At 56.4% G+C, this 21,244-nt stretch carries 19 protein-coding genes; 13 read left to right on the top strand and 6 right to left on the bottom strand.

The features are described from left to right. The first annotated feature begins 106 nt into the window (after positions 1–106). From ACZ5AM_RS10410 to ACZ5AM_RS10395, 4 genes are all read left to right on the top strand, one after another. Entirely contained in the window at positions 107–1,090 is a 984-nt protein-coding gene (locus ACZ5AM_RS10410; RefSeq protein ID WP_464914871.1) for a hypothetical protein, read from the top strand. Between the two features lie 131 nt (positions 1,091–1,221). Next, complete coding sequence (locus tag ACZ5AM_RS10405; protein WP_464914870.1) at positions 1,222–2,205, top strand: helix-turn-helix transcriptional regulator; 984 nt, start codon at positions 1,222–1,224, stop codon at positions 2,203–2,205. Between the two features lie 30 nt (positions 2,206–2,235). Continuing rightward, positions 2,236–2,925 (top strand): metallophosphoesterase, encoded by a 690-nt coding sequence (locus ACZ5AM_RS10400; RefSeq protein ID WP_464914869.1) that lies wholly within the window; start codon positions 2,236–2,238, stop codon positions 2,923–2,925. Between the two features lie 46 nt (positions 2,926–2,971). Next, complete coding sequence (locus ACZ5AM_RS10395) at positions 2,972–5,557, top strand: ATP-dependent helicase (protein ID WP_464914868.1); 2,586 nt, start codon at positions 2,972–2,974, stop codon at positions 5,555–5,557. A gap of 4 nt (positions 5,558–5,561) precedes the next feature. On the opposite strand, the gene ACZ5AM_RS10390 is transcribed toward ACZ5AM_RS10395, so the two are convergent. Together ACZ5AM_RS10390 and ACZ5AM_RS10385 are read right to left on the bottom strand one after the other, a co-directional pair. Then, positions 5,562–6,779, bottom strand: coding sequence for a methionine adenosyltransferase (locus tag ACZ5AM_RS10390; protein WP_464914867.1), 1,218 nt, complete (start codon positions 6,777–6,779; stop codon positions 5,562–5,564). 286 nt (positions 6,780–7,065) lie between these two features. Next, positions 7,066–8,532: a DHH family phosphoesterase gene (locus ACZ5AM_RS10385; protein ID WP_464914866.1), complete on the bottom strand. Its 1,467-nt coding sequence runs from the start codon at positions 8,530–8,532 to the stop codon at positions 7,066–7,068. A gap of 134 nt (positions 8,533–8,666) precedes the next feature. On the opposite strand from ACZ5AM_RS10385, the gene ACZ5AM_RS10380 reads away from it, so the two are divergent. From ACZ5AM_RS10380 to ACZ5AM_RS10370, 3 genes are all read left to right on the top strand, one after another. After that, a complete protein-coding gene (locus ACZ5AM_RS10380; RefSeq protein ID WP_464914865.1) occupies positions 8,667–10,310 on the top strand; it encodes a DUF2226 domain-containing protein in 1,644 nt (547 codons plus the stop codon). A 48-nt stretch (positions 10,311–10,358) separates the two neighbouring features. Then, positions 10,359–11,495 (top strand): cation:proton antiporter, encoded by a 1,137-nt coding sequence (locus tag ACZ5AM_RS10375; protein ID WP_464914864.1) that lies wholly within the window; start codon positions 10,359–10,361, stop codon positions 11,493–11,495. A 99-nt stretch (positions 11,496–11,594) separates the two neighbouring features. Further along, positions 11,595–12,068, top strand: coding sequence for a pyruvoyl-dependent arginine decarboxylase (locus ACZ5AM_RS10370; protein WP_464914863.1), 474 nt, complete (start codon positions 11,595–11,597; stop codon positions 12,066–12,068). Here ACZ5AM_RS10370 and ACZ5AM_RS10365 read toward each other — a convergent pair whose 3' ends face one another. After that, entirely contained in the window at positions 12,069–12,566 is a 498-nt protein-coding gene (locus tag ACZ5AM_RS10365; protein ID WP_464914862.1) for a hypothetical protein, read from the bottom strand. A gap of 98 nt (positions 12,567–12,664) precedes the next feature. Between ACZ5AM_RS10365 and speE the strand changes: the two genes are divergently transcribed. The 5 genes from speE to ACZ5AM_RS10340 are packed head-to-tail and all read left to right on the top strand — an operon-like array spanning position 12,665 to position 16,234. Continuing rightward, entirely contained in the window at positions 12,665–13,540 is an 876-nt protein-coding gene (speE, locus tag ACZ5AM_RS10360; protein WP_464916144.1) for a polyamine aminopropyltransferase, read from the top strand. Continuing rightward, on the top strand, positions 13,537–14,397 hold the full coding sequence (locus tag ACZ5AM_RS10355) for a hypothetical protein (protein ID WP_464914861.1): 861 nt from the start codon (positions 13,537–13,539) through the stop codon (positions 14,395–14,397). Before speE ends, ACZ5AM_RS10355 begins: the two co-directional genes overlap by 4 nt. Positions 14,398–14,444: 47 nt before the next feature. Next, positions 14,445–15,164, top strand: coding sequence for a creatininase family protein (locus tag ACZ5AM_RS10350; protein WP_464914860.1), 720 nt, complete (start codon positions 14,445–14,447; stop codon positions 15,162–15,164). Continuing rightward, positions 15,161–15,823 carry a hypothetical protein gene (locus ACZ5AM_RS10345; protein ID WP_464914859.1) on the top strand — a complete coding sequence of 221 codons (663 nt, stop codon included), beginning with the start codon at positions 15,161–15,163 and terminating at the stop codon, positions 15,821–15,823. The genes ACZ5AM_RS10350 and ACZ5AM_RS10345 overlap by 4 nt, the downstream gene beginning before the upstream one ends. Before the next feature lie 36 nt (positions 15,824–15,859). Continuing rightward, complete coding sequence (locus ACZ5AM_RS10340) at positions 15,860–16,234, top strand: hypothetical protein (protein ID WP_464916143.1); 375 nt, start codon at positions 15,860–15,862, stop codon at positions 16,232–16,234. A gap of 34 nt (positions 16,235–16,268) precedes the next feature. Here ACZ5AM_RS10340 and yjjX read toward each other — a convergent pair whose 3' ends face one another. Beyond that, positions 16,269–16,856, bottom strand: a complete 588-nt coding sequence (gene yjjX, locus ACZ5AM_RS10335) for an inosine/xanthosine triphosphatase (protein ID WP_464914858.1) — start codon at positions 16,854–16,856, stop codon at positions 16,269–16,271. A gap of 155 nt (positions 16,857–17,011) precedes the next feature. Between yjjX and ileS the strand changes: the two genes are divergently transcribed. After that, positions 17,012–20,209 (top strand): isoleucine--tRNA ligase, encoded by a 3,198-nt coding sequence (ileS, locus tag ACZ5AM_RS10330; protein ID WP_464914857.1) that lies wholly within the window; start codon positions 17,012–17,014, stop codon positions 20,207–20,209. A gap of 22 nt (positions 20,210–20,231) precedes the next feature. On the opposite strand, the gene ACZ5AM_RS10325 is transcribed toward ileS, so the two are convergent. Next, positions 20,232–20,414 carry an antitoxin VapB family protein gene (locus tag ACZ5AM_RS10325; protein WP_464914856.1) on the bottom strand — a complete coding sequence of 61 codons (183 nt, stop codon included), beginning with the start codon at positions 20,412–20,414 and terminating at the stop codon, positions 20,232–20,234. Positions 20,415–20,451: 37 nt separating this feature from the next. After that, on the bottom strand, positions 20,452–21,225 hold the full coding sequence (locus ACZ5AM_RS10320; protein ID WP_464914855.1) for a hypothetical protein: 774 nt from the start codon (positions 21,223–21,225) through the stop codon (positions 20,452–20,454). Positions 21,226–21,244 lie beyond the last annotated feature (19 nt).

Here is a 21,244-nt window from a genome sequence, read left to right as displayed (position 1 = left end):
TAAACCCTTGGCAAGCTTAATGGAACGGTTTGAAACGTTTTCTTGGGGAGAATTTCCCCGAATCCCTCATATATAGTCGTGCATTAACAGGTAGTGGTGATGGAGGATGAAGGGCATAAAGGCGATGCTGGTGATGGCGATCCTCCTAATTTCACTTGTGCCGGTTTACACGGTGAGCGCGGCGGGGGGTACGAGCTCAACGGCGCCCCAGGACTCTGCCAACGTGACCGTGAACTTTAACGTCAGCGAGAACGCCACCAGAATGGCCGCAGAGGTGATGCTGAGGAACCTTGAGAGGCTCCAGAACTACACCGCAAGCCTGATCAACGACACCGAGAACGTGAGTGAGGACGTTATCCTGCTCTACGAAAGGGCCCTTAACCTGACCGAGCGGGCGAAGGCCCTCTACGAGAACGGAAGCTACAAGGAGTCCCTCAAAACGGCCATACTTGCTATGAGGGCCTACAGGGAAGTGATACTTGAGCTGAAGGTCGGGGAGAGGCATGAGGTCAGGGAGCTCGTCATGGCGAAGGTTGAGGCCCTGAGGATGAACGGCTACTTCAGGCACGTTGAACTTGTGATCGGGGCCGCCCAGGTCAACGGTATCGACGTTACAAACCTCACGGAGCTTTACAACGAGACCAGGGAGGCCTACAGGAGGGTCATAATCGACGTCATGTCCAACAACACCACCGCCCTGAGGGAGGACCTCCCGAGGGCCAGGGAGCTCAAGATGAAGCTGGACTTGGAGCTGAGGAACCTCGAGCTCAAACTCGCGGTAAAGAACGCCGGCAAGATTGCCAGGATCCTGGATAGGAAGCTTGAGGTTCAGATAATGGCACTGCAGAGGCTCAAGCGCGTACCCTGGATCAACGAGAGTGCCGTGGAGAACATAACCGCCCAGCTGGCCCAGCTCAGGGCCCAGGTCAACGAGCTCGTCAGGGAGGGCAAGTACCTCGAGGCCCTCCACCTCATGAGGGACTCTGTGCCCAGGCTCGTTATGAGCGCTTTCCACCTCAGGTGGGTCAAGAAGAAGAACACCATCTACTGGCCCGTTCACGGCGGCAGGGGAAGGGGCCACAGGCCCTGAGACCTTCTTTTTCCCTTTCCAGATACCTTTTTAACGATTCTGGCTTACGTTAGTTGGGGGTGTGGAGCGTGAAACGAAGCCTTGCGGTCACTCTGTTACTGGTTTTGTCCCTAATTCTCGTGGGTGTTCCGGTGGGGGCTCAGTCTCTGGCCTCGATCTCTTTAACGGTCTACGAGGACGGCTACGTGCTGGTCAACGAGACTATAGTAACGGCGAACTACAGCGTTTCACTGGACGTTCCGCTGCTCGGCCAGCACGCCGAGGGCCTGGTTGCCCTCGATGAGAACGGAAATCTCCTCCCGGCGGAGGTCAACGGCGGCAACGTAACGGTATACTTCGGGAACGCCACCCTGATCCACCTCTCCTACTACACCCCAGACCTCACTTCGAAGGACGGCGCCATATGGACGATCTCCCTGGAGAGCCCGGTTCCCGTTGAGATAAACCTCCCTCCGGACGCAGTGGTAGTCGATCTCAGCGATATTCCCCTTGAGATCAGGGGGAGCAGTTTCCTAATGCCCGCGGGAAACGTCAGCGTCTCCTACCTCATCCCGATAGAGGTCACGACGACAACTGGATCCACGACATCGTCGACCGAGATCACAACCACTACCTCCCAGGGCGAGACCACCACGACCACCTCCAGCGGTGGAGGTTCCCTCACTCCCTCGACGTCCACCACCTCCCAAACGGGCAGTCCAACCACCAGCTCGACGAGCTCCCCTGGTTCTTCATCAACGACGTCCTCGGGTGGGGCCGGGGGTTCTGGCTCGGCCAAGTGGATTGGCCTTCTCCTGGCGCTCCTCGTGATAGGGGGCGCGGCCTACCTGGTCCTTGGGAAAAAGAAAACCCCTGAAACCCGGAGCGAAAGTCCGGAGTCGCTCGAGAGGTTCAGGGAGAAGATAAATGCAATGGAAGGCCTGAACGACGATGAGAGGGGTGCCCTGCTCTTCCTGCTCGAGAACGGGGGAAAGGCGCCGCAGTCGAAGGTCAGGGAAGCGCTCGGCCTGCCAAAGACCACCGCCTGGAGGATGTTCAAGAGGCTCGAGGAGAGGGGACTCGTCAGGGTCTACAAGCTCGGAAGGGAGAATTGGGTAGAGCTGGTTCTCGAGTGAAGTTTTTAACCTCCCCTCCTACTTTTCTCCATGCCCATGAAGTTCCTGCCCGAGAAGGCCCTCCTCCTGAGGGGATCGCTCGTAGTGGCCGACCTCCACATAGGGTTCGAAGGGGCGATGGCCAGGGAGGGGAACTACGTCCCCAGCCTCTTCGAGAGGATGACGTCGTCGCTTGCTGCGATCCTGGAGAGGGAGAGGCCCAAGAGGCTCGTCATCGACGGCGACCTCAAACACTCCTTTATCCCCGAGTGGAGGGAAAGGGAGGAGCTCAAGGCTTTCTTCGAGAGGGTGGAGGGCTATGTAGGTGAGGTAATCCTCGTCAGGGGGAACCACGACGTTGGCCTCTCCTGGCTTAGGGAGCTCGGCGTCGAAGTTGTTGAGTCGCTTGAACTCGGCCGCTGGAAGCTCGTCCACGGACACAGGCTCGAGGAGGGCGAGCGCTTCATAATAGGCCACGAGCACCCCGCGATAAGGCTGAGGGACGAGGTCGGGGCGAGCGTCAAGGTGCCCGTCTTCCTCAAGGGGGAAGGGCTGATAGTCCTCCCTGCCTTCAGCCCCTGGGCCTACGGGAACGACGTTACGCGGGAGATAGTTTCGCCATTCCTTCGGAGTTTTGATACGTCAAAGTTCAGGGTTCTGGTGCCCCTTGAGGGGGAGCTCCTCGATTTCGGGGAGCTCGGGAGGCTCATCGAGGCAATAAAACGCCTCAGTGAAGTTTGAATTTGGAAACCAAAAAGCTTTTAATCAAACCTAATAAGTTCCGGTGATGATCCGGTGGGCCGAGAGAGAATACGGCGATGAGGAGATATTCTCAATCCTGAGCGAGCCGGTTAGGGAGTGGTTTAGGCGGAAGTTTGGAACGTTCACCCCTCCCCAGCGCTACGCGGTAGTGGAAATCCACAGGGGAGAGAACGTCCTCATTTCCTCACCTACCGGTTCTGGAAAGACTTTATCCGCTTTCCTTTCAGCCATAAACGAGTTGATTCTCCTTGGCAAGGAGGGGAAGCTTGAGGATAGAATCTACGTTCTCTACGTCTCACCGCTCAGGGCCCTCAACAACGACATAAAGCGCAACCTTGAGGGCCCTTTGGCTGAAATTAAGGAAGTTGCGAAGGAGCTCGGCTACGATTTGCCCGAGATCCGCGTTGGAATAAGGACGAGCGACACTTCAAGCTACGAGAAGAGCAAGATGGTGAAGAAGCCTCCCCACATACTTATAACAACGCCTGAAAGCCTCGCCATAGCTTTAAACGCCCCCAAGTTCCGCGAGAGGCTCAAGACGGTTAAGTACCTCATAATAGACGAGGTTCACGCGTTGGCAGAGAACAAGCGTGGTTCACACCTCGCGTTAAGCGTTGAGAGGCTCCAGGAGATGGCCGATAATGACTTCGTGAGAATCGGCCTGAGCGCGACGATACACCCCCTTGAGGAGGTAGCGAAGTTCGTCTTCGGCTTCGACGACGAGGGAAACCCAAGGCCCGGCATTATAGTTGATGTCAGCTTCGCCAAGGAGACCGAGATAAAGGTTGAGAGCGTCGTTGAGGACTTAATATACACCCCGGCGAGCGTTCTGAGCGAGGCCCTTTACAAACGCCTGGCCGAGCTGATAAAAGCCCACAGGACAACGCTCATCTTCACAAACACGAGAAGCGGCGCCGAGAGAGTTGCCTTCAATCTAAAGAAGCGCTATCCTGAGTTCGAAGGTTTAATCGAGGCCCACCACTCAAGTCTCTCGCGCGAGGTTCGTCTCGACGTCGAGGAGAAGCTGAAGAGAGGGGAGCTTAAAGCGGTTGTCACTTCAACGAGTTTAGAGTTGGGGATTGACATTGGTACGATAGACCTCGTCGTCCTTATCGGTTCGCCTAAGAGTGTGAACAGGGCCTTGCAGAGGATTGGGAGGGCAGGCCACAGGCTCCACGAGGTCAGCAAAGGAATAATCCTCGCCCTCGACAGGGACGATTTGGTCGAGGTTACCGTCTTAGCGCACAACGCCCGGAACAGGAGGCTTGACAGGGTCAAGATACCCAAAAACCCGCTCGACGTTCTCGTTCAACACCTCCTCGGGATGGCGCTCAACAGGGTGTGGGAGGTCGAAGAAGCTTATCGCGTGGTCAGGAGGGCTTACCCCTTCCACGAGCTTCCCTTCGAGGACTTCATGAGCGTTCTAAAGTACCTTGCCGGCGAATACGCGGGCCTTGAGGAGAGAAAGGTTTACGCCAAGATATGGCTTGAGGATGGGCGCTTCGGAAGGCGCGGTAAGATGACGAGGGCCATTTACTACATGAACGTCGGCACGATTCCAGACGAAGCCAAAATCCGCGTTTACACCATGGACAAGCAGATGATAGGGACGGTCGAGGAGGAGTTCGCGGAGAGGTTAATGCCCGGCGACATCTTCGTCTTAGCTGGCAGAACCTACGAGTTCGTCAAGAGCAGGGGCAATAAGATATACGTTATCCCGCGCGAGGGGGCGAAACCCACAATTCCGGCATGGTTCTCAGAGATGCTCCCGCTGAGCTTTGACCTTGCCCTTGATATTCAGAGATTTAGGAAGGAGATTAAGGGCCTCCTTGGGAGAAGGGACGCGGTTAGAAGGCTCACGAGGAAGTACGGCATAGACGAGAAGGCGGCGAGGGCAATCATAGCCTACTTCCGCGAGCAGGCGCGCTACTCCACAGTTCCAGACGATGAGACGGTTCTAGTTGAGGAGGTCGAGAAGGAGAAAACCTGGGAGTACTTCTTCCACACATTAATCGGAAGAAGGGCGAACGATGCCCTGAGCAGGGCCTTCGCCTACGCGATAAGCCGCTGGAAGGGCTGCAACGTTGGAATAGCAATAAACGACAACGGCTTCCTCCTAAGGGTTCCGAAGGAGGCGAGGCTTTCCGAGGTCGAGATAAGGGAGCTCTTCCAGCTCGAGGACCTCCGTGAGGTTCTCAAGAGGGCTTTAGACAACACTGAACTGCTGAAGAGGCGCTTCCGCCACGTGGCCAACCGCGGGTTGCTCATACTCAGGCGCTACGTCGGAAGGAGCAAGAGGCTTGGAAGACAGCAGGTCATGGCGGTCGCGCTACTCAAGGTTTTGAAGGAGAACTACCCGGACTTCCCGCTCCTCAAGGAGGTCTACCGCGAGATTATGGAGGACAAGATGGACGTTGAGAGCGCCGAGGCCTTCCTGAGCTGGGTTAAGGAGGGTAAGATAAAGGTCGTCTTCGAAACCCACAGCGTGCCGAGTCCCTTCGCCTTCAACCTCGAAGCGATTGGAGCGAGCGACGTGGTTCTCATGGAGGACAGGAGGGAGCTGATAAAACAGCTCCACAGGAAGATAATGGCGATGATAGAAGAAGGGTAAGAAATCAGAAGACGCTGAGCTTGTCCTCGAGGATCATCTTCTGGATCTTGTTTATGTCGGTGAGCCACGCGTCGGCTATCTCATAGGCCGGCTTCTCGAGAACGTCGATCGAGTAGCCCCTCTTCGGTATTATCTGAACGCTGGCAACGAGCGGCTCGTCGATCGGCTTGCCTATCTGGCTCAGGATCCTGACGTAGACCTCCTCGACTCCCTCGACCTGTTCTGCTATGTCGTTGGCTATGAGCATGGAGAGGAGGTTGTAGATCTTTCCAACGTGGCTGACCGGGTTCTTTCCGGCAGCGGCTTCCATGCTCATGTGCCTGTTCGGAGTTATCAGGCCGTTAACGCGGTTGCCCCTTCCAACGGAACCGTCGTCTCCGGCCTCGGCGCTCGTTCCGGTGACGGTGATGTAGTAGATGCCCTTCTTCGGGTCGTCGGCGGTGTTGACGTAGATCTTGGTCGGCCTCTGGGTATGCTCTTCTACTATCTCCTTGGCGGCCTCGTAGATGGCCTCCTTGACGGCCATGTAGTCGTCTGGCGTATCGACCTCGCTGTCGACTATGGCGGCTGCTATTGTCAGGTCTATCTCGTCCCCCTTCCTGAGGCCCATGACCTTGATGTCCTCGCCGACAGCTGGCCACTTCTTCTTGAACTCGTCGCTGTTGAGTAGCCTTTCAGTCTCGAGGACTATCCTCTCGGTCTCGCTGAGCGGGGCGTAGCCAACGCCAAAGGAGGTGTCGTTTGCCAGGGGAATCGGGTTCTCCTTGGCCTTGTTGAAGACCCCCACAAGGTCAACGCTTCCCTGGCCGATGCGCGAATCGATGATGACGTGGTGCTCGAGGTCGAGGTGGCGAACAGCTTTCCTGAGGTAGTCCTTGGCGGCCTTTATGGCTATCTCGTGGACCGGGAAGAACTCCCTGTCAACCATCTCGACGGCCCTTCCTGAGAGGAGGATGTAGATCGGCTTTATGACCTCGCCGCCGCCGAACCTCGGGTAGGCCCTACCGCCAACGACCTCGACCTGGTCGGTGTTGTGGTGGAGGATTATTCCGTAGCGCTTTATGTACTCCCTGCTGAGGGCCCTGCTTACGGCCTCGGCGATGCCATCTGCAATGCTGTCCGGGTGGCCTATACCCTTCCTCTCGACGAGTTCTACCTTCTGCATTTCAACCGGGGTCCTTACCATCTCCTCAACCACTATGTTCCTAACCTTCTCGACCATGAGCGTCACCTCCAGATGCGTGTGAGCAGGTCTGTTCATCAGCTTATATACTTTTCGGCATGAAGTCGCCGTGAGAATATTCCCAGTGGTTATTAAAGGTGAAATCCTTAAATACCGCCCCGATAAATCTTCAACGACGGTCGCGCCCGGTGGCCCGGGCCCGGGAGAAGGCTGGGCCGTCGATGAGCGGGTGCGACGATGCCGGGCGCACAGGGCCCGATCTCCGGACCGCTAGAGGGGGTAGAAAAGCCCGCAATGAAAGCGGGGGATCGGTCGGGCCCACAGGTTAGCGTTGCTCCTTTATCCTGAGGGCCTCGAGGAACTTCTCGGTTATCGCTTCCTCGGCGAGCTTAAGGAGGGAGCTCTTGTCCTTGGCGAGCTTGAAGAGGCCCAATGGTATCCTCGCTCCCCCCATCGTGGCGTGGCCGCCGCCGCTGCCTATGTCCCCAAAGGCCTCCTTCATGACGGCCCCTATGTTTACGCGGACGTCCCTCGTCCTGGCGGACATCTCGATGTAGTCCTCGACTATGCCGAAGACTAGAACCGTGCTTATGCCTTCGAGCCTGAGGAGGAAGTCCGCCGATTCCGCCAGGGCGTCCCTGTTCCGTATGAACCCAACGTTGGACACGACGACGTTCTTGTAGGCCTTCCTGTTCAATATCGCCCTGGCCAGTATCTCGGCCGTTTCTGTTGATATGTCGGGGTGCTCTATCCTGTCGAGGAGCTCGTGGTTGACCTTTCCGGCTAGAAACTCTATGGCCTTGAGGTCTATGGCGCTCAGCTTTGAGAACTTCTTGGTGTCCGTGTAGATCCCGTAGAAGAGGGCGGTTGCTAGGTTCTCGGACGGGCTGATGTTCATGGCCTTTAGATACTCGGTCAGGATGGAGGCGGAGGCCTTCACGTCCTCCCTGATGTCGATGAACGCCCCGCCCGGCAGGAGGTCGTGGAGGTGCTGGAATATCTGGTGGTGGTCTATGAGCACCTGAACCTTTGAGTAGTCCTCCTGCTCCAGGACGGTGAGGTTACCGTTGGGCTGGGTGTCTACCAGGGCTATGGCGCTGTGCTTCCTTATCTCGTAGGACCCCCTTGAGACCTTCCTCAGGTTGACGCCGAGAAGGTTGACGAAGGCCTGGTTCTCGTGGTGGGTTATCTCCCCTCCGTAGGCTATGTGCGGTTTGAGGCCGACGTTCTGGGCTATGGCCGCTAATGCTACGGCTGCGGAGATCGCGTCCGGGTCCGGGTTGTCGTGGGTGAGTATCAGCAGGGAATCAGTCTTCTGCTTGATCTCCTGGAGCTTTTTTATGAGGAGGAGCGCGTTCTTTTTCTCGCCGAGCTGGAGTATCGTCCTGAGGAACGCCTCCGTTATGGCCTTCTGGGGGTAGATGCCGTGGTCTATCCTAGCTTCCTTCTCAAACTCCTCAAGGATCACGTCCTCCAGCGTCTCCTTGGGCATGTCATCGGGGAGGAGGGTTATTATCGGAACGTCCTTGTTGTTCGTTCTGATTATGTAAACGGTCTTCTTCACCGTCTCGAGGTTGCGGGTGGTGATGACGACGGCGTCGGCCCTCTCTATTCCTGCCTTCAGAAGAGTTGCCGTGTAGGAGAAGTCCCCGTTAACAACGCTGAAGCCGCTCTCCTCGAGCGATCTTGCCCTGAGCTCATCCTTCTCGACTATAACGATTTCGAACTCTCCTTTCAGAGCTTCGGCTATCTGTCTGCCTATGCTTCCCCCGCCCAGGATGAGGATCCTCATGATCACCACCTTTGAGCAACAACGTTTAAATAGATACGTTCACATAATCCTAAAGTGTACTCTACCCACGTTGAGGGCTCCGGATATATATAGATGTCGATCGAATCATCACAACGGAATCAGACGGTGAGAACATGAAGCTGCCTGATATTAAGCCGGTTAAGGAAAACGCGGTTATCACCTCCCCGGAGGAGTTGATTAGGGAGATCAAGGAGATGGCATCCGAGTCCGGCGGGGTTTTCATAAAGCTCTTCGGGAAGAAGGGGAACTCCCGTTACTACATAACGGTGCTCTTTGACAGGACCAAGCTTTTAGCTGCGGAAGGTCAGGAGGTAGATTCTAACACCCCCGTGGTGGGTGACGAGGCCGTTAACCTGCTTAAGGAGCTCCTTAAGGGCCCGGTTATAGTTGACGTCTACCCCCTCGATGAGATCGGGGTGAAGCTCTCGATAGCCGATAACCTGGACATATACGGTCAGACCCCCAAGGTGCCCATAGACGAGCTTTTCACCGGAAAGCCCGTGACCCAGCCGGCACCGGTTCAGAAACCCAAGGAGATCCCGAAGCCGGCTCCAAAGCCGTCCCCCGAGGCGCCTAAACCAAAGCCCCCCTCGGCCAGGGAGGGGGGGATAGAGATAGTCATCGAGATACCCGGGGGGGAGGTTCTTGAGGAGGCCCTGAAGGAGTACACAAAGCACCTCCTCTCCGAGGCAAAGAGGATACGCACCCTGAGGCTCAACAGGGTCGTGTACTCCGGTGAACTCTCGGGGGGCGTCGTTTACCTCGACGTTCACCTCTACGGCCACAGCGAGGGCCAGATGAGGGAGATAGCCGAGAAGAGGATGCTCCACGCGATAAGCAAGCACGCCCCCGTGATACTCAGGATAGCTGACATCAAGCCCATACTCCGCAACATAAAGGTCATCCTCGACGGAAGGGAAGTAGCTCCCCAGGAGATCGTCGAGAAGGACAAGAAGAAGGTTGGGAAGGTCGACAGGGAGGGCAGGATAACCCTGGCCGTCCTTGAGGACGTCTGGCCCTACTTCAGTGCCATGGCCAGGACCGTCGTTGGGGAGCTCCAAGAAGCAGGAGTGATCGTTAGGGGTGCCAATTTTGACGTGAAGGGCCGCAGGGAGTTCGAGGTCAACGCCAAGCTCGCAGTTGAGACCTCTCTCCCCGAGGATCAGGTGGAGAGGCTTGTGAAGGACGTGATCTCCAGACACACCAAGGAGCTTGGAAGGACCCTCAACAGGTACATGACAGTCCACAACGTGGAGGTTGAGTTCATAAAGAAGCCTGAGGCCTCGGTTGTCCACCACAAGGCCGTGACCAGCGGTAAGGCGGCCCAGATACTCGAGAGGAAAGCCGAGCTTGAGAAAGAGGTCGAGAAGCTCCTGAAGCAGGCTGGCATTGAGGAGCTGTCCTTCCTGACGGAGGAGAAGAAGCGCGAGAGCGAGGAGACCATGCTGAGGAGCAGGATAGAGCCCGCAATGGAGGCCCTGAAGAGCAGGCTTCACACCGAGCTTAAGCTGATCCCCAGGGTGACTTTCAAGTGGCTGAAGCTGAACTGGGACGTTAAGGACACCACAGTCTACATCGAGATAGAGGCCTCCTTCCTCAAGGAGGAAGTCGGTGGCCTCTTCGGGGCCTTCTCAGGCGTTGACGAGAACAAACTGAAGCAGGACGCCAGGGAGACGATACTCAGGGTGATTAGGGACATCTCGAAGGAGTACAGCGTTAAGATAAGCCTTAAGAAGCTCAACGTAATCATCCGGTGACGCGGGTTCTTCTATCCTTTTAACGGTTTGCGCATAGGGGTGCGCTTAATGGACGTTATAGGCTACGTGTTCATAATAATCGCGGTGGCAAGGGTTCTCGCCGAGATCTTCGAAAGGCTCGGCTATCCCGGCTTCCTTGGCGAGATAACGGCGGGTCTTTTCCTCGGGGTCGTGATTCACGATCTTCCGCGTAGCGAGCTGGACCTGCTTGCCGAGCTCGGGATATTCTTCCTGATGATGTACGCCGGCCTCGAACTGACGCCGGAGGAGGTAAGGATCGGCGGGAGGAAGAGCGCCCCCATATACATCGTCACCATCGTCCTGATGTTCCTTATCACGATACCCTTCACGAACTACCGGCTTGGCCCGGACAACGTTGTGGTGGCTTCGATACTGGCGGTGGCATCGGCCCCCATAGTTCTAAGGCTGGAGCGGTTCTTTGGCTCCGATTTCCTTCACGTTGCCCTATCCTACGCGGTTATAAGCGAGGTTGGAGCTCTCGTGATACTCTATCTCCTCATAAACTTCGAGCTCCACCACCTGAGCTATTTCGAGCTTGGCCTCGAGCTGGTCAAGGACGCCCTCTTCCTCGGCGTCGTCCTTGGAATCAACTACTGGCTCGGCATAAGACACAAGCTCTGGATAATCACCCGGCTCAGGAGGCTGAAGAGCGACGAGGCGGTCTTCGGAATCGTCATGATACTGGCAACTTCCCTGGGATTAATAAGCGAGGAGATCGGTCTTCATTTCAGCATAGGGGCTTTCTTGGTTGGCCTGATGCTCCACAGCGACCTCATGGGGACCAGGCAGTACGAGAGGGTTCACACCATAATATCGGGGATAACCTACGGAATATTCGCCCCGATTTTCTTCGCTTGGAGGGGCATAAACTTCGAGACGGAGTTCTCCGCGGTCGTTGTGTACTTCTTCGTGGTCATCTACCTGGTCAGGCTCCTGTTCACGATGATCGTGGTGTGGGAGGGGGACGTCAGGACGTCCCTAACCCGCGCCGCTGGAATATCGAGCTTCGGCGTCCTCGGTCTGCTCGTGGGTGAGGTCGGCTACTCCTACGGGGTTCTGAGCGAGCACATGTACGCCCTTGCATCCCTCGCTAGCGTGCTGGGAATATTCGTCTCCGCCACCGTCGGCAGGGTGGCCCATCTCGCCTCGTCCAGCAGGGGGTAGCCGGGATAAAGCCCTTCTCGACCTCTTCTGTACCTTCGAAACCTTTATAAGCGCGGTGATGAGGGAACGGGTAGTTAAAAAGTGAGATGGGTGGTAGAGATGAGTTGGATGACCCCGAAGAGAGCTTTTATCGGTGCTGCGGCCGCCGAAGGGGGAACGAAGCTCAACGCTTTCGATAACGCTCTCCTGAAGCTCGGCATAGGTAACGTCAACCTCGTCAAGCTCAGCAGTGTCATCCCGGCCCACATCGAGTGGATGGAGAAAGTCCACGACGTCCCCATAGGAATGCTCCTGCCGACGGTCTACGCGCACATCGAGAGCGACGAGCCTGGGATGACCATCAGCGCGGCCCTTGGGGTTGGCATAAGCGAGAACAACGAGGGCGGCCTAATATACGAGTACTCCGGCTACTGCACGAAGGAAGAGGCCGAGGAGATGGTCAGGAAGATGGTCGAGGAGGGCTTCGCCCAGAGGGGCTGGAAGCTGGCAGAATTCAAGGTCGCGAGCGCGAGCATAACTGTAAAGGACAAGCCCGCGGCTGCCCTCGCTGTGGTCGTCATGTTCCCCTACTGATCACATCTTTTCCATTTCCATGAGGACGAACTCGTCCGGGGACTTTCTCTCAAAGACCATCCTGTACCTTTTTTCAGCTTTTGAGGCTATGACCTCCACGTACCCCCTGGAGTCGCCCCCAATCACGCTCATCCATATGACCTCAAAGCCCCTCCTCCTGAGGGCGGTTTTTAAAACGCCCTTAATGGACGTTCCAGGCCCGAGATCGTTCCCCTGCGGTCTTCCCTTAAGAAAGCTCCACAGCTCCAGGAAGACTTTCCTAGCGTTCGACTCGTTGATAGGGAGCATGAACAGAACGGAGTTATCCTCCTGGAGAAGGATTCTGTGTGAGGCATCCGCGAAGTGGACGATCCTCAGATCGAGGTTCACGTCCCCGTTTGAATCCCGCGATATCTCCCCGACGAGATGGGGGGTCCCGTAGGCTAATCCCTCCTCGATTTCATCTGAGAGGTCCCTTATCCTCTGGAACAGCAGCTTTCTGAGTTTAACCTCCGTCATCGCGATCGGTTACTTTTCAGCGTTTATAAGCTTTGTCCCCAAATGTACATTGATGGGGCACTAGGTTTAAAACCCTATGGCCGAGCTACCCGTAGGTGATGCGCGTGCCGTTCAACAGCGAGGATAACGCCTTCATTGAGTGGTACCCGAGAGGTTACGGCGTTGGCTTCAAGGTCACTAGGAGGCTCTTCGAGACCCAGACCGATTACCAGAGGCTCGAGATCTACGAGACGGAAGGCTTTGGGAAGCTGCTCGTCCTCGACGGGACGGTCCAGCTCGTCGAGGTCGGCGAGGAGAGCTACCACGAGGTTCTAGTTCATCCGGCCCTTCTTGCCCACCCCAACCCTAGGCGCGTCCTGGTCATAGGCGGCGGCGACGGAGGAACGCTCCGCGAGGTTCTCAGGCACGAGACGGTAGAGAAGGCCACGATGGTCGAGATAGACGATGGCGTGGTTGAAGCCTCTTACCTCTACCTAGACGTCGCCAAAGACCTGCTCGACAGGCTGATAAAGAAGGAGTGCGAGAGGGCTGAGCTCATAATCGGGGACGGCGTTAAATACCTGCGCGAGAGCAAAGATACGTTCGACGCGATGATAGTCGACTCCACCGACCCGGTTGGCCCGGCGAAGCTCCTCTTCAGCGAGGAGTTCTACCGCGACGCCTACGAGAAGCTGAACGATCCCGGAATCTACATCACCCAGGCCGGGAGCGTCTACCTCTTCACCAACGAGCTCCTCGATGCATACAGGGCCATGAAGAAGGTCTTCGACCGTGTCTACTACTTCAGCTTCCCGGTCATCGGCTACGCCTCGCCCTGGAGCTTCCTCGTCGGCGTAAAGGGTGACCTAGACTTCACGAAGGTCGACCTTGAGCGCGCCAAGGACCTCGAGCTCTACTACTACGACCCCGAGAGGCACGAGACGCTCTTCCAGATGCCGCGCTACGTCAGGAAGCTTCTGGAGGAGGAAGGGTGAACCCCAAACACCGCAGGATCCTTTCGCTTTTTGTCACCTTGGCTCTCGGCCTTTTTCTGGCCTTCCGGATCTCCCGGGAAGCCGGGGCTATAGCGTGGTCTGAGGTCGAGCTCCCTTACCTGCTCTTGGCTTTCCTGTTCGGGGTGGCGGCATTCCTAGTGTACACCCTTGTGTGGTACCTCCTCATGTCCGGCGTGAGGGAGACGAGCTTCAGGAGGCTCGTGCTCCTGAACCTGATGTCGAGCTACATCTCGATGGCCCTGAACTCGGCCGTTGGGGGCATAGTCAAGGCGAAATACGCGATGTCGGACTGGTGGAAGTCCCTAGGAGTGGTGGGCCTCGTCACGGCCCTTGAGATACTCCCCGGGGCCATCGTGGCGACACTCATCGGAGAGCGCGTGGTTTTGCCCGGTCTCCTCATCCTGCTCTGGGCCCTCGTCCATGAGGATTCCCTTTACCCGATAGTTTCGCTCCCCTTTCGCCTGATAGGGAGGGAGAGGTGGATTCACGGGTTCTACCTGGGGTGGAAGGACGCCAAGAGGGGCCGTTTCTTTGAGGCTTTCCTCCTGGCCCCCCTCCAGTCCCTCTTCTTAGCCCTGGCCCTGGTCTCTACCGGAAGGGCCTTTGGGGTGAGCGTTCCCATCTGGAGGGGCCTTGTGAGCGTGACCTACTCCACTGTGATCGGAGGCGTCTTTGGAACGCCTGGTGGCGTGGGGGGCAACGAACTCGGCGTCATGCTGGCCATCGGGGACGTACCAGCTGGGGCAACGATAGCCTTCGTCTACAAGTTCCTGACCCAGTACGTGTTTGCCCTCATAGGAATGGTTCCCTTCTACCGCCTCAGCTCCGCGGAGTAAAAGCTCAAAGCTTATAGGAAGTTTGCCCTAACCTCACCGGTGGTACCATGAGGATGGAGGATCTAACCTGGCCTGAGTTCGATAGAATAAGGGATAACGTCAGCGCGGTTATACTCCCAGTTGGGAGCGTCGAGGCTCACGGAAGGCACCTCCCCCTTGGAACCGACACCTTCGCGCCGCTGGAGATAGCGAGGCGGGTCGAGGAGGAAGTCCGCCGGAGAGGTTCAGAGGTTCTGGTTCTTCCACCCGTATGGTACGGGCACAGCTTCGTCCTCAACGTCTATCCTGGCACGATAAACGTCCGCCCGGAGTCCCTCAGGATGTACGTTGGTGACATCCTCTCGGAGCTCGCCGCGGAGGGCTTCCGGAAGGTGGTGCTCCTGAACGGGCACGGCGGCAATATCTACCCCCTGATCGAGGCGGCCGAGGACGTTGCCGAGCTCTACCCCGAGCTCGAGGTTATCCTCGTGAACTGGTGGCTTGACTTCAGGGAGGAGATACTCTCAGTATGTTCGAGCCAGGGGCACGCCGGGGAAGACGAGACCTCCGTGATGCTGGCAATCAGGGGGGAGCTGGTGAAGATGGAGGAGGCAAGGGGGAGGAAGGTGAAGAAGCGCGTCAGGGTCATACGGAAGGACATCGGAAAGGAGGTCTTCCCCGACGGGGTGAACGACGATCCCAGCGGCGCCACCGCCGAGAAGGGTGAAGCCGTTCTCAAGGTGGTTTCAGAGAAAATAGCCGCGATAATTCTCGGTGAGGAGACATGAACGTCCCGAAGGAGGTGTTCGATGAGATCGAAAAGCGCGTGAGAAGGCTTAACGCCCTCGCCGAGATAGCCGAGGAGAGGGCCCTGGTTGAGGAGAGGAGGCCCATTCCCAAGGTCCAGTCCCAGTTCAGCACTTACCTGTGGGTGAGCGCGGCATGGGTCATCGGCGGCCTGCTCATCCTCTACTTCTTGAGATCGCGATACAGGGGCATCTTGGGCTCTTCTTCCCGCGCCTCGCTCATGGTCTACGCCGTCCTCACCGTTGGGGTTCTTGTGATGGTGGTTCTCTACTACCTCCAGTCCAAGGGAAGCGGGGAGGAAAGCTTCGATCTGGCGGAGAGGGCCAGGGCAGCTAGAAGGGTCGTCAAGGACTTCTACGTTCCCCTCCGTGAGGCCCTTGAAAAGGGAGACGCCGGGGCACTCCGCCTCCTTGCGGACAAACTCCTCGAGGATCCACTCTTGGCTAGGGCCGTGGAGGTCTCCAAGGAGGGGGATCCCAAGCTAATGGCCTACGCGCTCTACCTCTACGCTTCCGGGAACCTTGCCGATCCTGATGAGCTCCGGGAGGCCGTGGGGAGGGTTGACAACTGGGTTCTCAGGCTTCTCCTGGGATCGGCATTTGAAGGTACGGCCGACCGATCTTTAGAAACAAAAGGTTAATAAATTCTCGCGACGAACCCCTGTGGGGTGGTTGTAATGGTGCAGGCGTACATAACGGAGAAGACCAAGGAGTTCACTCGGGAGGAAAAGGAGAAGCGCTACAAGTACCTCGGAAAGGAGGTTCTCGACGTCGGCGATCCCGGACTGGACAGCATACCGGAGTTCTACGGCATAGCAAACGCCATATGGCGGGACTGGAAGGAGGGCGAGATAAGCACAAAGACGGCCCTCGGCAGGCTTGCTCTCCTCAAGCTGCTCACCTACAAGAGCAAGAACAAGAAGATAGTCGACATCCCGGAGGAGGATCTCGAGGAGGTCAGGAAGTTCATAGACTACGTGAGGCAGGTCATAAAGAACGAGAGCAGGAGGAAAGGGGAACCCGAGGAAGAGAGACAGGTGGAAAACTCTTAAAACTCGGCAGCCTAGGTTTCCCTGCCCTCCCCTCTCACACCCCCGTGAGCGATGAGCGGGGGGCGGTCGGGGAGGGCACATCTACTCCAAAAAGTTCCGGGTTCAGCCTCGGTATCATCGCCATCAAAACGGCTATCTCGTTGAGCTCCCTCCTCGTGAGAAGTCCTTTGCTAAGAACGCCTATCGCTCCGATCTTTTTCTTAAGCTCCAAGTCGTTCACGAGTTCACCCATCGCAACGCCGGCCTCAACGCTCTCGCTGATAATCCTCCGGATTACGAGTGGGGGATACTCAAAGCCGGGGCCATGGCCTAGTGTCACCAAACCATCGGGGCTCGCTATTGCGCAGACCTGAACGTCAAGGTAGCCGGTCAGGGTTCCTGGGAAGGGGTAGATCCCGGCCTCAATTCCAACGCCTAGGTCGGCCTTGTTCTCCTCCAGTGCCCTCCTCGCCCTGTTTGTGGCACCGCTGACTATCTCCTCAATCCCGATCGGCTGGTCGGAAACACCGCTCTGAACCTCCACTCCAAAAACTTCCACGTCCCCGTAAATCCTCCGCATCACGTTCTCAACGGCCTTAACCTTCGTCGGATTGGTTGAGCCGACCGCGATTTTCATAGGCATCCCCCTTCAGGGGCTTCCAAAAACCTTATAAAGGGAGTTCCCAACTTTGGCCCGATACCCATGAGGGGGGAGTGTTTTATCCTTCGCTTCGCCCGTTTCGGGGCCTGAGCCCTCTTCTGGGTTAGTCCTTACTATCACTTCTGGAGGGGTTTTCGATGATTAAAGAACCGGAGTTTAGGGAGTACAACCCAGATAAGCTAGAGGAGAAGATAGAGCGCTTTTGGAAGGAGAACGACACCTACGAGAAGGTCAAGGCAAGCAGGGCCAACGGTCCAAAGTACTACTTCCTCGACGGACCTCCGTACGTGAGCGGGGCAATACACCTCGGAACCGCCTGGAACAAGATAATCAAGGACATGGTGATACGCTTCAGGACGATGCAGGGCTACAACGTGCGCAGGCAGCCGGGCTTCGACATGCACGGATTGCCAATAGAGGTCAAGGTCGAGCAGGCGTTGGGCCTTAAAACCAAGAAGGACATCGAGACCAAGATAGGGGTTGACAACTTCATCAAGAAGTGTAAGGAGTTCGCGCTGAACAACCTGAAAATAATGACCGAGCAGTTCAAGCAGCTGGGAATATGGATGGACTGGGACAACCCGTACATGACCATAAAGAACGAGTACATCGAATCCGGCTGGTTTACACTCAAGAAGGCCTGGGAAAAGGGGCTTTTGGAGAAGGACAAGAGGGTTCTCCACTGGTGCCCGCGCTGTGAGACGGCTTTGGCAGAACACGAGGTTAGAGGAGAGTACAAGCTCAGGAAGGACCCGAGCATCTACGTCAAGTTCCCGATTGAGGGGAAAGATAACGAGTACCTCCTCATCTGGACGACTACGCCCTGGACCCTCCCGGCCAACCTCGCCGTCACCGTCCACCCCGAGTATGACTACGCCAAGGTTAGAGTCGAGACTGATAAGGGGGAGGAGTACTGGATAATAGCGAAGGCCCTCGTCGAGAAGGTTCTTGCCGAGGTTGGAGTTAAGGGCGAAATCGTCGAGGAGTTCAAGGGCGAGGAGCTTGAGGGAATAAGGTACGTTCACATTCTAATGGACGAATATCCAGTCCAGAAGGAGTTCCGCGAGAAATACGAGTGGGCGCACAGGGTTATCCTCGGCGAGCACGTGACCCTTGAGGACGGTACAGGACTGGTTCACACGGCACCGGGCCACGGTGAGGAGGACTTTGAGGTCGGGCAGAAGTACGGCCTGCCGGTTTACAGTCCCGTTGACGACCAGGGCAGGTACACCGAAGGGAAGTGGAAGGGGACCTACGTCAAGGACGCCGACAGGGAAATAATCGAGCACCTTCGCGAGAAGGGCTACCTCGTGAAGGCCGGGGAGATAGAGCACAAGTACCCGCACTGCTGGCGCTGTAAGACCCCGCTCATCTTCAGGGCAACGGACCAGTGGTTCCTCAAGGTCAGCAAGGTCAAGGACAGGATAATCAAAGAGAACGACGAGAAGGTCACGTGGTATCCGGACTGGGTCAAAGTGCGCTACGACAACGGTGTTCTCAATTCGGGCGACTGGGTCATAAGCAGACAGCGCTACTGGGGAATACCGCTCCCGATATGGCAGAGTGAGGATGGAGAGATATACGTCGTTGGAAGCTTCGAGGAACTCGTTAAGCTCAGCGTGGCGATAGAGGTCAACGGCGAGCGCGTTGAGCTTCCGGAGGACTACAACGAGAAGCTAAAGGTCATAGAGGAGAAGCTCGGGCCAGAAGATTTGCACAGGCCCTACGTCGATGCCTTCATCATAAAGGTCAACGGCAAGGAGATGAAACGCGTAAGGGACGTCGTTGATGTGTGGTTCGACAGCGGAATAGCGAGCTGGGCTTCTCTCGACTACCCGAGGAACAAGGAACTCTTCGAGAAGCTCTGGCCGGCTGATTTCATCGTCGAGGGTGAGGACCAGGTCACCAAGTGGTTCTACTCCCAGCAGGCGGCCTCGGTTATAGCCTTCGACACCGTTCCATACAGGGCTGTTGCCATGCACGGCTACGTCCTCGACGAGAAGGGCGACAAGATGAGCAAGAGCCTCGGCAACATCATAAGGCCTGAGGAAGTCGTCCAGAGGGAAGGGCGCGACCCATTCCGCTTTTACATGCTCTGGGCCACCAACCCGTGGGAGAACCTCCGCTTCAGCTGGAAGGGCTTAGCCCAGGTTAAGAGGATGCTCAACATACTCTGGAACGTATACGTTCTCAGCGCCACCTACATGAGCCTCGATAACTTTGACCCGACCAAGCTCAAGCCGGAGGAGCTTCCGTTCAGAGAGGAGGACCGCTGGATTCTCAGCAGGGTCAACAGCCTCATAGGAGAGGTTACCGAAGGAATAGAGACCTTCAGGCTCACGAAGGCGACAAGGGCCATCTACAACTTCGTCGTTGAGGACCTAAGCAGGTGGTATGTCAGGCTCATCAGGAAGCGCATGTGGGTTGAAGGGGACGACCCGGACAAGTTGGCGGCCTACTACACAGTCTGGAAGGTCTTCGACGTCCTGCTGAGGCTAATGGCCCCGTTTACGCCCTACATAGCGGAGGAAATCTACCAGAACCTCCTGAGGCCCTTCGTCGGTGTTGAAAGCGTCCACATGCTTGACTGGCCGAAGGCCGACGAGAATGTCATTGATGAAGAACTTGAGCGCGAGATGGAAGCAGTGAGGAAGATAGTCGAGGCAGGCTCTTCAGCGAGGCAGAGGGCGAAGATAAAGCTCCGCTATCCGGTCAGGAGGATAATAATCGAGACCGAAGACGAAACAGTAAAGAAGGCCGTCAAAAGGCTCAACAGAATCCTGCGCGACCAGCTCAACGCGAAAGAGGTTGTCGTTGGCAGGGTCGAGCGCGAGCTCGTCATAAAGCCGAACTTCGCGAAAGTTGGACCGGAGTTCAAGGGCGACGCCAAGAAAGTCATAGCTTGGATAAACGAGCACGGAAGGGAGCTCTACGAGGCCGGGGAGATGGACGTTGAAATCGATGGAAAGACCTTCCATCTCACTAGGGAGCACCTGACAATAGAGGAGAAGCTCCCGGACTTCTTCGTTAGCGAAGAGTTCGAGGGCGGTAGGGTATTCATCGACAAGACACTCACGAGGGAGTTACTCGCGGAAGGCCTCGCCAGGGAGTTCGTCAGGAGGATACAGGAGATGCGCAAGAGACTTGATTTGGACGTCAACGACCGCATTAGGGTAACCATAGAGACCACCGACGAGAACCGCGAGCTTCTCAGCGAAAACCTCGACTACATCATGAAGGAGACGAGAGCGACCGAGGTAATCTTTGGAGAAGCAAAGGGCTACGTCGTTGAATGGCCAGAGGTTCAGGCGAAGATAGGGATTGAGAGGGTTTGAGCCTTCTCACTTTTCCAAAATTTCATTCTTCGTCTTCTCTTGAATTCTCCAATTGAATGGGTACCCAAGAGTTTATCCAGTCTTCGACTTCCTTGAGCTCCTTCTTAAGCCTCTCGACTTCCTCTTCGCTCATTGTTCCAAAGGCCATCATAAGCACGTGAAGATTGCCAGCTCTCTTTGGAGCATGTGTTCTACCTCCATCCATGTCCGTGAATAGTGCTTGGCGTAATTAACGCTTTCCCTCAACCAAACAACCCCCAGACAACCCACAGCTGGCCGAAGACGATGAGTGTCAGGAGCAAAGCTGTTGCCTTTCCGATTCTTTTCGGCCCGTAAAAGCCGACCAGCCCAAAGAGGAAGTTCAGTGCCGAAAGCTCGAAAAGGGCATTCACAACGCGGTCGTTTCTTCCGAAGGTGATTAGCTCCACGAGGTAGCGGGGAGCAGAGATGTCGCCAGCATGAAGCGCGATGAGCCTAACCGCCAGGAGAATCCCGGTGAGAACGAGGTTGTACTCAACGACAAAATCTATGAGGCCCCTGTGCGGTTCTTTACCCCTAAAAATCCGGTAAAGGGAGTGCGGAAATACCACCACCCAGATTATCATCGAGATGAGCAGGACGAAAAACGAAAATATCAGCGCAAACATCGCGACGGCGTTGAGGACTCCCCACAGGGGGTTCTCTGTCAGGAGAACAGCCGAAGAAAACAGTCCCCAGAAAATGAGAGCCTTTGCGATGGTATCGAAGATATCCTTGGCCGGGTAGAGCTTCCCGTGGGTTCTCTCGATTATCTCCGGAAGCCTTCTGAGGTCCTTTCGCGAGTAGCCGTAGCGTTCGAGGGTCTTTCCAACGAAGTACAGAGCCACGAGGAGAAATATGGGCAGGAGAAAGAGAACCGAAAAGACGTTTGGAGGAGATAGATGTATCCCCTTCCAGGGAGCGAGAGCCCAGATGGCAACCCAGAAGACGATGGTGAACAGCCACGGGAGCAGATAGTCCTTGATGAAGACCCGCATGGCCGTTAATATTCGGAAG

The organism is Thermococcus fumicolans, assembly GCF_055386755.1.
Note: the sequence above shows the minus strand (reverse complement) of the source record. Positions and strands in the feature narration are given on the sequence as shown.